6 protein-coding genes and 1 pseudogene are annotated in these 9,495 nt (G+C 68.1%); all 7 read left to right on the forward strand.

Annotated elements, in window-relative coordinates; all coding sequences use genetic code 11:
- Positions 1-36: 36 nt before the first annotated feature.
- On the forward strand, positions 37-1,236 hold the full coding sequence (locus tag NVV99_RS14975; RefSeq protein WP_006554815.1) for an argininosuccinate synthase: 1,200 nt from the start codon (positions 37-39) through the stop codon (positions 1,234-1,236).
- Positions 1,237-1,238: 2 nt separating this feature from the next.
- Positions 1,239-2,660 (forward strand): argininosuccinate lyase, encoded by a 1,422-nt coding sequence (gene argH, locus NVV99_RS14980; protein WP_006554816.1) that lies wholly within the window; start codon positions 1,239-1,241, stop codon positions 2,658-2,660.
- A 153-nt stretch (positions 2,661-2,813) separates the two neighbouring features.
- Positions 2,814-5,798, forward strand: coding sequence for an AMP-binding protein (locus tag NVV99_RS14985; RefSeq protein WP_024101121.1), 2,985 nt, complete (start codon positions 2,814-2,816; stop codon positions 5,796-5,798).
- 39 nt (positions 5,799-5,837) lie between these two features.
- Positions 5,838-6,059 carry a Trm112 family protein gene (locus NVV99_RS14990; protein WP_024101120.1) on the forward strand — a complete coding sequence of 74 codons (222 nt, stop codon included), beginning with the start codon at positions 5,838-5,840 and terminating at the stop codon, positions 6,057-6,059.
- Complete coding sequence (locus NVV99_RS14995; RefSeq protein ID WP_024101119.1) at positions 6,044-6,694, forward strand: DNA-3-methyladenine glycosylase; 651 nt, start codon at positions 6,044-6,046, stop codon at positions 6,692-6,694. Before NVV99_RS14990 ends, NVV99_RS14995 begins: the two co-directional genes overlap by 16 nt.
- A gap of 15 nt (positions 6,695-6,709) precedes the next feature.
- Complete coding sequence (gene tyrS / locus NVV99_RS15000; protein ID WP_024101118.1) at positions 6,710-7,987, forward strand: tyrosine--tRNA ligase; 1,278 nt, start codon at positions 6,710-6,712, stop codon at positions 7,985-7,987.
- 60 nt (positions 7,988-8,047) lie between these two features.
- Positions 8,048-9,034, forward strand: a pseudogene (gene tyrS, locus NVV99_RS15005) (tyrosine--tRNA ligase); the annotation flags it as partial.
- Positions 9,035-9,495 lie beyond the last annotated feature (461 nt).

Raw genomic sequence — 9,495 nt, forward strand, 5'->3', positions numbered from 1 at the left:
TAGACGCACGTCGAAATACGAAGGAGCACAAAGACAATGGCCGAACGCGTCGTACTCGCCTATTCGGGCGGGCTGGACACCTCCGTCGCCATCAGCTGGATCGGCAAGGAGACCGGCAAGGAGGTCGTCGCCGTGGCCATCGACCTCGGCCAGGGTGGCGAGGACATGGAGGTCGTGCGTCAGCGCGCCCTCGACTGCGGTGCCGTCGAATCGATCGTCGTCGACGCCAAGGACGAGTTCGCCAACGAGTACTGCCTGCCCACCGTCCAGGCCAACGCGCTCTACATGGATCGCTACCCGCTCGTCTCGGCCATCAGCCGCCCGCTGATCGTCAAGCACATCGTGCAGGCCGCCCGCGAGCACGGTGGCACCGTCGTCTCCCACGGCTGCACCGGCAAGGGCAACGATCAGGTCCGCTTCGAGGTCGGCTTCGGCGCCCTCGCACCCGACCTCCAGGTCATCGCACCGGTCCGCGACTACGCCTGGACCCGTGAGAAGGCCATCGCCTTCGCCGAGGAGAACGGCCTGCCCATCAACGTCACCAAGCGTTCGCCGTTCTCCATCGACCAGAACGTCTGGGGCCGCGCCGTCGAGACCGGCTTCCTCGAGGACCTGTGGAACGCCCCCACCAAGGACGTCTACGACTACACCGAGGACCCCACCGCCCACTGGCAGGCCCCCGACGAGCTGATCATCAGCTTCGAGGCCGGTCGCCCCGTCGCGATCGACGGCAAGCACGTCACCGTCCTCGAGGCCATCCAGGAACTCAACCGTCGCGCCGGCGCTCAGGGTGTGGGCCGCCTCGACATGGTCGAGGACCGCCTCGTCGGCATCAAGAGCCGCGAGATCTACGAGGCCCCCGGCGCCATCGCCCTCATCACCGCGCACCAGGAACTCGAGCACGTCACCCTCGAGCGCGAACTCGGCCGCTACAAGCGTCGCGTCGAGGAACGCTGGAGCGAGCTGGTGTACGACGGCCTGTGGTACTCGCCGCTGAAGACCGCCCTCGACGCCTTCATCAAGAACACTCAGGAGCGCGTCACCGGCGACATCCGCATGGTGCTCCACGGCGGACACATCACCGTCAACGGCCGTCGCAGCCCCGAGTCGCTGTACGACTTCAACCTCGCCACCTACGACGAGGGCGACAGCTTCGACCAGTCCAACGCCAAGGGCTTCGTGCAGATCCACGGCCTGTCGTCGAAGGTCGCCGCGAAGCGCGATCTGGGCCTGTAGTCATGACGGCTCACGGCACCAACGAAGGTGCCCTGTGGGGCGGCCGGTTCGCATCCGGACCGGCCGCCGCCATGGCGGCGCTGAGCAAGTCCACGCACTTCGACTGGGCGCTCGCCCCGTACGACGTGCGCGCCTCCCAGGCCCACGCCAAGGTCCTGCACCGCGCCGGACTCCTCACCGACGACGACCTCGCCACGATGCTCGACGGCCTCGACCGTCTCGCCGCCGATGTGGCCTCCGGTGCGTTCGGCCCCGCCGAGTCCGACGAGGACGTGCACGGCGCGCTCGAACGGGGACTCATCGAACGGGTCGGCCCCGAGGTCGGCGGCCGGCTCCGCGCGGGCCGCTCCCGCAACGACCAGGTCGCGACGCTGTTCCGCATGTGGCTGCGCGACAGCGCGCGGCGCATCGCCGACGGTGTCCTCGATGTGGTCGATGCGATCGCCGACCAGGCCGCGGCGCACCCCGATGCCGTCATGCCGGGCAAGACGCACCTGCAGGCGGCGCAGCCCGTGCTGCTCGCGCACCACCTGCTCGCCCATGCGCATCCGTTGCTGCGCGACGTCGACCGGTTACGCGACTTCGACAAGCGCGCGGCGGTCTCGCCGTATGGGTCGGGAGCGCTCGCCGGATCGTCGCTCGGTCTCGACCCCGACGCGATTGCGGCCGACCTGGGCTTCGACTCGGCGGCGGACAACTCGATCGACGCCACCAGCTCCCGCGACTTCGCTGCAGAAGCGGCGTTCGTGTTCGCGCAGATCGCCGTCGACCTCTCCCGCATGGCGGAGGAGATCATCCTGTGGAGCACCCCCGAGTTCGGGTACGTCACCCTCGCGGACGAATGGTCGACCGGGTCGTCGATCATGCCGCAGAAGAAGAACCCGGACGTCTCCGAGCTCACCCGCGGTAAGGCCGGTCGCCTCATCGGCAACCTCACCGGTCTGCTGGCCACGCTCAAAGCGCAGCCGTTGGCCTACAACCGCGACCTGCAGGAGGACAAGGAGCCGGTCTTCGACTCCGTCGCACAGCTCGAGCTGCTGCTCCCGGCGATCGCAGGGCTCGTCTCGACGCTGACCTTCCACACCGAGCGCATGGCCGAGCTCGCACCCGCCGGATTCACCCTCGCGACCGACATCGCCGAGTGGATGGTCCGCCAGGGTGTGCCGTTCCGCGTCGCCCACGAGGCGGCCGGGGCGTGCGTGCGGGTCGCCGAAGGCCGCGGAGCCGGCCTCGAGGACCTCACAGACGAGGAGTTGGCCGGTGTAGATCCGGCACTGACCCCGCAGGTGCGGGAAGTGCTCACCGTCGAAGGCTCCATCGCCTCGCGCGACGCTCGCGGCGGCACCGCGGGCGTGCGGGTGGCCGAGCAACTCGGCCGCGTGCGCGACGCCGCGGCACAACTGCGCGACCGGGTTCGCGACTGACACGCCTGCCGTCCCGGGCACACCCCGAGTTGCCCGGGACGGTGAGGGCCGTGTGGCAGGCTGGCACATACTCTCGGCATGCAGCGGGTACCGGTGTAGAACCGCAGGTGCCGGGGACCGGTGCGGATACATCGTCGAGAAGGGGAACGGACCGTGGGACTGGACGCCGATGTAGTGACCGAGTCGGTGCGACGGCTCGTCGCCACTGCCCAGAACGGTCTCGAAGTCCTGCGCTTCGGTGGCCTCGAACCCGGACGGTCGTCGTCGCCCTATCAGGTCGTCGAGCGCACCTCCATGTACCGGCTCCGCCGGTACTTCCCCGAATCCGACACCGCCTCCACGGGCATCCCCGTCGTTCTCGTACCACCGATGATGGTGTCCGCCGAGGTGTACGACGTCACCCGTGACGCCGGCGCCGTCGGCAGCCTCCACGAAGCGGGTCTCGATCCGTGGGTCGTGGACTTCGGATCGCCCGACCAGGAGGAGGGCGGCTGGAAGCGCACCCTCACCGATCACATCCTCGCCCTCGACGAGGTCGTCGACTGCGTCCGTGCCTACACCGGTCGCGACGTGCATCTCGGCGGATACTCGCAGGGTGGCATGTTCTGCTATCAGGTCGCGGCCTATCGGCGCAGCCGCGGCATCGCGAGCCTGATCACCTTCGGCAGCCCGGTCGACACCCTCGCCGCCCTGCCGTTCGGGATCCCGGAGATCGTCGCGACCCACTCCGCCGACTTCCTTGCCGACCACGTCTTCAACCGCCTCGCGATCACCGGATGGATGGCGCGCACCGGCTTCCAGCTGCTCGATCCGGTCAAGACGCTGCGATCGCGCATCGACTTCCTGCTCCAGCTCCACGACCGGGAGGCGCTGTTGCCGCGCGAGCCGCAGCGCCGATTCCTCGACACCGAGGGATGGGTGGCGTGGTCCGGTCCCGCCGTCGCGGAGGTACTGCGCCAGTTCATCGCCCACAACCGCATGGTCAGCGGTGGGTTCGTCATCAATGACCGGGCCGTGAGCCTCGCCGAGATCACCTGTCCCGTCCTCGCAGTCGTCGGCGAGGTCGACGACATCGGGCAACCGCTCGCCGTGCGCGGCATCCGCAAGGCCGCACCCCGCGCGGAGGTCTACGAATACACCTTGCGCGCAGGTCATTTCGGACTCGTCGTGGGCAGTGTCGCCGGCCAGCAGACGTGGCCGTCGGTCGGGGAATGGGTGCAGTGGCGCGAGGGCGTCGGGGACCGGCCCGTCGGCATCGCGCCGATGGCGGTGCCGAACCCCACCGACGAGGGCACGGGCGTCTCGGTCGCATCCCGCATCACGCACACGGCCGCAACGCTCGCCGACGTCGGGACCGATCTCGGCAAGGGGCTCGCGGGGATCGCGGTCGGTGCCGTCCGCGGCGCACGCGATCTCACCGGGGAGGCCGCCCGCGCCCTTCCCCGCCTCGCGCGGCTCGGGCAGATCCAGCCGCGCACCCGCATCTCCGTCGGCGGTCTGCTCGCCGAGATCGGCCGCAAGTCGCCGAAGCGGGAGTGCTTCATCTTCGAGGACCGGGTCTACACCTTCGAGGCCGTCAACCGGCGGATCGACAACGTCGTCCTCGGGCTCGCCGACAACGGCATCCGTCCCGCGATGCACGTCGGCATCCTCATGGACGTGCGCCCCAGCGCAATGGCGGCGGTCGCGGCGATCTCCCGCCTCGGCGCCGTCTCCGCCCTCATCCCGCCGGGACCGGACATCGCCGAGGCCGTGCGACTGGGCGGTGTCGAAAAGATCGTCGCCGATCCCGAGAACCTCGACGCGGCCGTCGCGACCGGTCTTCCCGTGCTGGTCCTCGGCGGCGGCGACGTCCGCGACCTCGACGTCGAGCCCGGCGCCGACGTCGTCGATCTCGAACGACTCGACATCTCCTCCGTGCAACTGCCGGGCTGGTACGTCCCCGATCCCGGACTCGCGCGCGAACTCGCATTCATCCTGTTCTCCGGTGGTGGCGACACGCTCGCGGTGCGGCGGGTCACCAACTACCGGTGGGCGCTGTCGGCCTTCGGTACCGCCACCGCCGCCTCGCTCGGCCGCGGTGACACCATGTACTGCCTTGCGCCCCTGCATCATTCGTCCGGTCTGCTGGTCAGTTTCGGCGGGGCGCTCGCGGGCGGGGCGCGTATCGCACTGTCGCGCGGGTTGAATCCGTCGCTCTTCAGCGACGAAGTGCACCGCTACGGCGTCACCGTCGTCACCTATACCTGGTCGATGATGCGTGAGGTGCTCGACAGCCCGTCGCTGCACATCGACGCCATCCATCCCATCCGGTTGTTCATCGGTTCCGGCATGCCACCGGGCCTGTGGCGCCGCACCCTCGACCGGTTTGAGCCCGCCCGGGTTCTCGAGTTCTACGCGTCGACCGAGGGCAACGTCGTGCTTGCGAACGTCTCCGGTTCGAAGATCGGCTCGAAGGGCCGGCCGTTGCCCGGTAGCGCCGATGTGCGCCTCGCTGCCTACGACGCCGGCGTCGGCCGACTCGTGGAGGACGAACGCGGCTTCGTGCGGGAGGCGCAGGTCGGCGAGGTCGGACTGCTGCTCGGCAGACCCGGTCCCGCAGCCTCGGCAATCACCGGTGTGATGCGCGGCGTGTTCGAACCGGGCGACGTGTGGGTGCCCACCGACAACCTGTTCCGACGCGACGACGACGGCGACTACTGGTTGCTCGACAGTCGGGGGACGGTGATTCCCACCTTCCACGGCCCGGTTTTCACCCAGAGCGTGGCGGACGTGCTCGAAGCGATCCCGCGTGTCGATCTCGCCGTCGCCTATGGCATCTCGGTGGGAGGTCGCGACATCGCAGTGGCCGGCTGCTCGCTGCGGGGCAACCGTGCACCGACGGCCGCGGAGATCACTGCGGCGTTCGACTCGGTCCCGGCCGACGAGCGACCCGATCTCGTGCACGTCGTGCCCGACATTCCGTTGGGCCCGTCCTACCGCCCGTCCGCCGATCGTCTGCGCGCACAGGGATTGCCCGTGCCCACCGTCCGCACCTGGTACCTGAACCCCGACACCGGGACGTACAAGCGGTTCACCAAGGCCGTGGCCACGGCGTGGAAGGCGGGCACGGCCGGTTCGCCCGCCGGGGCGCGGTAGCCTGGGTCCGGTTCGGTTCCGCCCTTCGAAAGGACATCCGTGGCTGTCGATCCCACGTTGCTGAGCATTCTGGCCTGTCCGGAGGACAAGGGGCCGTTGCTTCTCGTCGACGACGCCGTCCTGTACAACCCGCGACTGCGGCGGGCGTATCCGATCGAGAACGGCATACCCGTCCTCCTCGTCGACGAGGCCCGCGAGGTCAGCGACGCCGAGCACGAGGACTTCACCGCGCGCGGTGTCGCCGGATGGAGCACCGACTGAGCCGCAATCGTCGATCCGTCCGCGGCGAACTCGAAGGACTCGATCCGGTCGAGGCTGCCGAAGCGCTGCTCGGAGCAACCGTCCGAGTGGGGGAGACCGCCGTCCTGCTGACGGAGGTCGAGGCCTACGGCGGCCCCGAGGACGGACCGTGGCCGGACCCGGCCGCGCACTCGTACCGCGGACCCACCCCGCGCAATTCGGTCATGTTCGGGCCCGCGGGGCACCTGTACGTCTACCGCAGTTACGGCCTGCACTTCTGCGCGAACATCTCCCTCGGTCCCGACGGCACCGCCGCGGCAGTGCTGTTGCGCGGTGGTGAGGTGATCGAGGGGGAGCAGGCCGTCCGTTCCCGACGCACGTCCGGCACGCCGTTCGCGAACCTTGCGCGCGGTCCGGGCAATCTCGCTGCTGCGCTCGGCCTCGATCTGGCCGACAACGGAATCGACGTGGATGCTTCCGACGCTCGGGTGCGGGTGGAACTTCCGGCCGAACCGCTGGTCGGGGAGGTCGTGCGGGGGCCGCGGGTGGGGATCAGCGTGGCGGCCGACAGGCCGTGGCGGTTGTGGGTTCGCGGGGCGATCGGGGTCTCCGCGTACCGGCGCAGCCCACGCGCGCCCGCTGCGCCTCGAGCGTGATGGGATGATCGAACGGTGACTGAGCACATTCTCGACGAACTGACCTGGCGCGGGCTCATCGCGCAATCGACCGATCTCGACGCACTTCGAGGCGAACTCGACAAGGGTCCGATCACCCTCTATGCCGGTTTCGATCCGACCGGCCCGAGCCTGCACGCCGGTCACCTCGTTCCGCTCCTCGCACTCAAGCGTTTCCAGCGCGCCGGCCATCGACCCATCGTTCTCGCAGGTGGCGCGACCGGCATGATCGGTGACCCGCGGGACGTGGGGGAGCGCACCATGAACTCCGCCGACACCGTCGCCGAATGGGCAGGGCGGATCCGTGGGCAGCTCGAGCGGTTCGTCGACTTCGACAACTCCCCGACGGGAGCCGTGGTCGTGAACAACCTCGACTGGACCGGCAAGCTGTCCGCGATCGACTTCCTGCGCGATATCGGGAAGCACTTCTCGATCAACGTGATGCTCGCCCGCGACACCGTCAAGCGCCGCCTCGAAGGTGACGGCATCTCGTACACCGAGTTCAGCTACATGCTCCTGCAGGCCAACGACTACGTGCAGCTCCGCCGCGAGTACGGATGTGCGCTGCAGGTCGGCGGTTCCGATCAGTGGGGAAACATCATCGCCGGCGTCGAGCTCAACCGCCGTACCGACGGCGAGAGTGTGCACGCCTTGACCGTCCCGCTCGTGACCTCGTCCGACGGCAAGAAGTTCGGCAAGTCCACCGGTGGTGGCAGCTTGTGGCTCGACCCGGAGATGACGAGCCCGTACGCCTGGTACCAGTACTTCGTCAACGCTGCCGACGCCGACGTCATGAAGTACCTGCGCTGGTTCACCTTCCTCGACAAGGACGAACTCGCCGAACTCGAGACCGCCACCACGGAGCGTCCGCACGCACGGGAGGCCCAGAAGCGACTCGCTGCCGAGATGACCACGCTCGTGCACGGAGCGCACAACACCGCAGCGGTCGAGTTGGCCAGCCGCGCCCTCTTCGGGCGAGGCGAGCTGGGCGAGCTGGACGAGCCAACGCTCGCGGCCGCCCTGACCGAGGCGTCCGTGACGGAGCTCCGCGCCGGCGAGCCCGACACGATCATCGACCTGCTCGTCGCGTCGGGTCTGTGCGAGAGCAAGGGAGCCGCGCGTCGCACCATCAAGGAAGGCGGTGCGTCGGTCAACAACGTCCGCATTTCCTCGGAGGAGTGGACCCCCCGCGACGGAGAGCTGCTGCACGGACGCTGGCTCGTCCTGCGTCGAGGTAAGCGGAACTTCGCCGGCGTGCGAGTCGTCCGCGACTGAGGCCTTCGCCGACGCTGGCGAGCCCCTGACCAGCGGATTTGACGGCGCGTTAGCGTCGGCTGGGCAGGGCGGATCCGTGGGCAGCTCGAGCGGTTCGTCGACTTCGACAACTCCCCGACGGGAGCCGTGGTCGTGAACAACCTCGACTGGACCGGCAAGCTGTCCGCGATCGACTTCCTGCGCGATATCGGGAAGCACTTCTCGATCAACGTGATGCTCGCCCGCGACACCGTCAAGCGCCGCCTCGAAGGTGACGGCATCTCGTACACCGAGTTCAGCTACATGCTCCTGCAGGCCAACGACTACGTGCAGCTCCGCCGCGAGTACGGATGTGCGCTGCAGGTCGGCGGTTCCGATCAGTGGGGAAACATCATCGCCGGCGTCGAGCTCAACCGCCGTACCGACGGCGAGAGTGTGCACGCCTTGACCGTCCCGCTCGTGACCTCGTCCGACGGCAAGAAGTTCGGCAAGTCCACCGGTGGTGGCAGCTTGTGGCTCGACCCGGAGATGACGAGCCCGTACGCCTGGTACCAGTACTTCGTCAACGCTGCCGACGCCGACGTCATGAAGTACCTGCGCTGGTTCACCTTCCTCGACAAGGACGAACTCGCCGAACTCGAGACCGCCACCACGGAGCGTCCGCACGCACGGGAGGCCCAGAAGCGACTCGCTGCCGAGATGACCACGCTCGTGCACGGAGCGCACAACACCGCAGCGGTCGAGTTGGCCAGCCGCGCCCTCTTCGGGCGAGGCGAGCTGGGCGAGCTGGACGAGCCAACGCTCGCGGCCGCCCTGACCGAGGCGTCCGTGACGGAGCTCCGCGCCGGCGAGCCCGACACGATCATCGACCTGCTCGTCGCGTCGGGTCTGTGCGAGAGCAAGGGAGCCGCGCGTCGCACCATCAAGGAAGGCGGTGCGTCGGTCAACAACGTCCGCATTTCCTCGGAGGAGTGGACCCCCCGCGACGGAGAGCTGCTGCACGGACGCTGGCTCGTCCTGCGTCGAGGTAAGCGGAACTTCGCCGGCGTGCGAGTCGTCCGCGACTGAGGCCTTCGCCGACGCTGGCGAGCCCCTGACCAGCGGATTTGACGGCGCGTTAGCGTCGGCGTAACTTAGTCGTCGTTCGAGCGACACCGAACAGCCCGCCGGACCGAGAGGTTCGGAAACAGGCATGTTCGATGTCGCATCGATCGGCTCTCACAGAAAAGAACAGGAAAGCAGCGATTTGCGGCCCTGAAATCGGATGTGATAGCTTGGAGCGGTTGCCTCGGAGCGAGCCGGACAGGTGTCCGGTAACGTAACGATGTGCGCGTGTTCTTTGAGAACTCAACAGTGTGCCGATGAATGTCAGTGCCAAATAATATTTGGTGCGACCATCGAATTTGTTCGGTGGTTGTTGCTGGACATCGCATTCTTCCGTCTGCGGTGGTCCAGTGTTTGAGCTAGTTTGAGTTTTTATGCTAGTGATTTGACTCTTTTGTCTTTGACTGATTGCCCCTTCGGGGTGA

This window comes from Rhodococcus sp. PAE-6, from assembly GCF_025290685.1.
Classification (GTDB): Bacteria; Actinomycetota; Actinomycetes; order Mycobacteriales; family Mycobacteriaceae; genus Rhodococcus; species Rhodococcus pyridinivorans.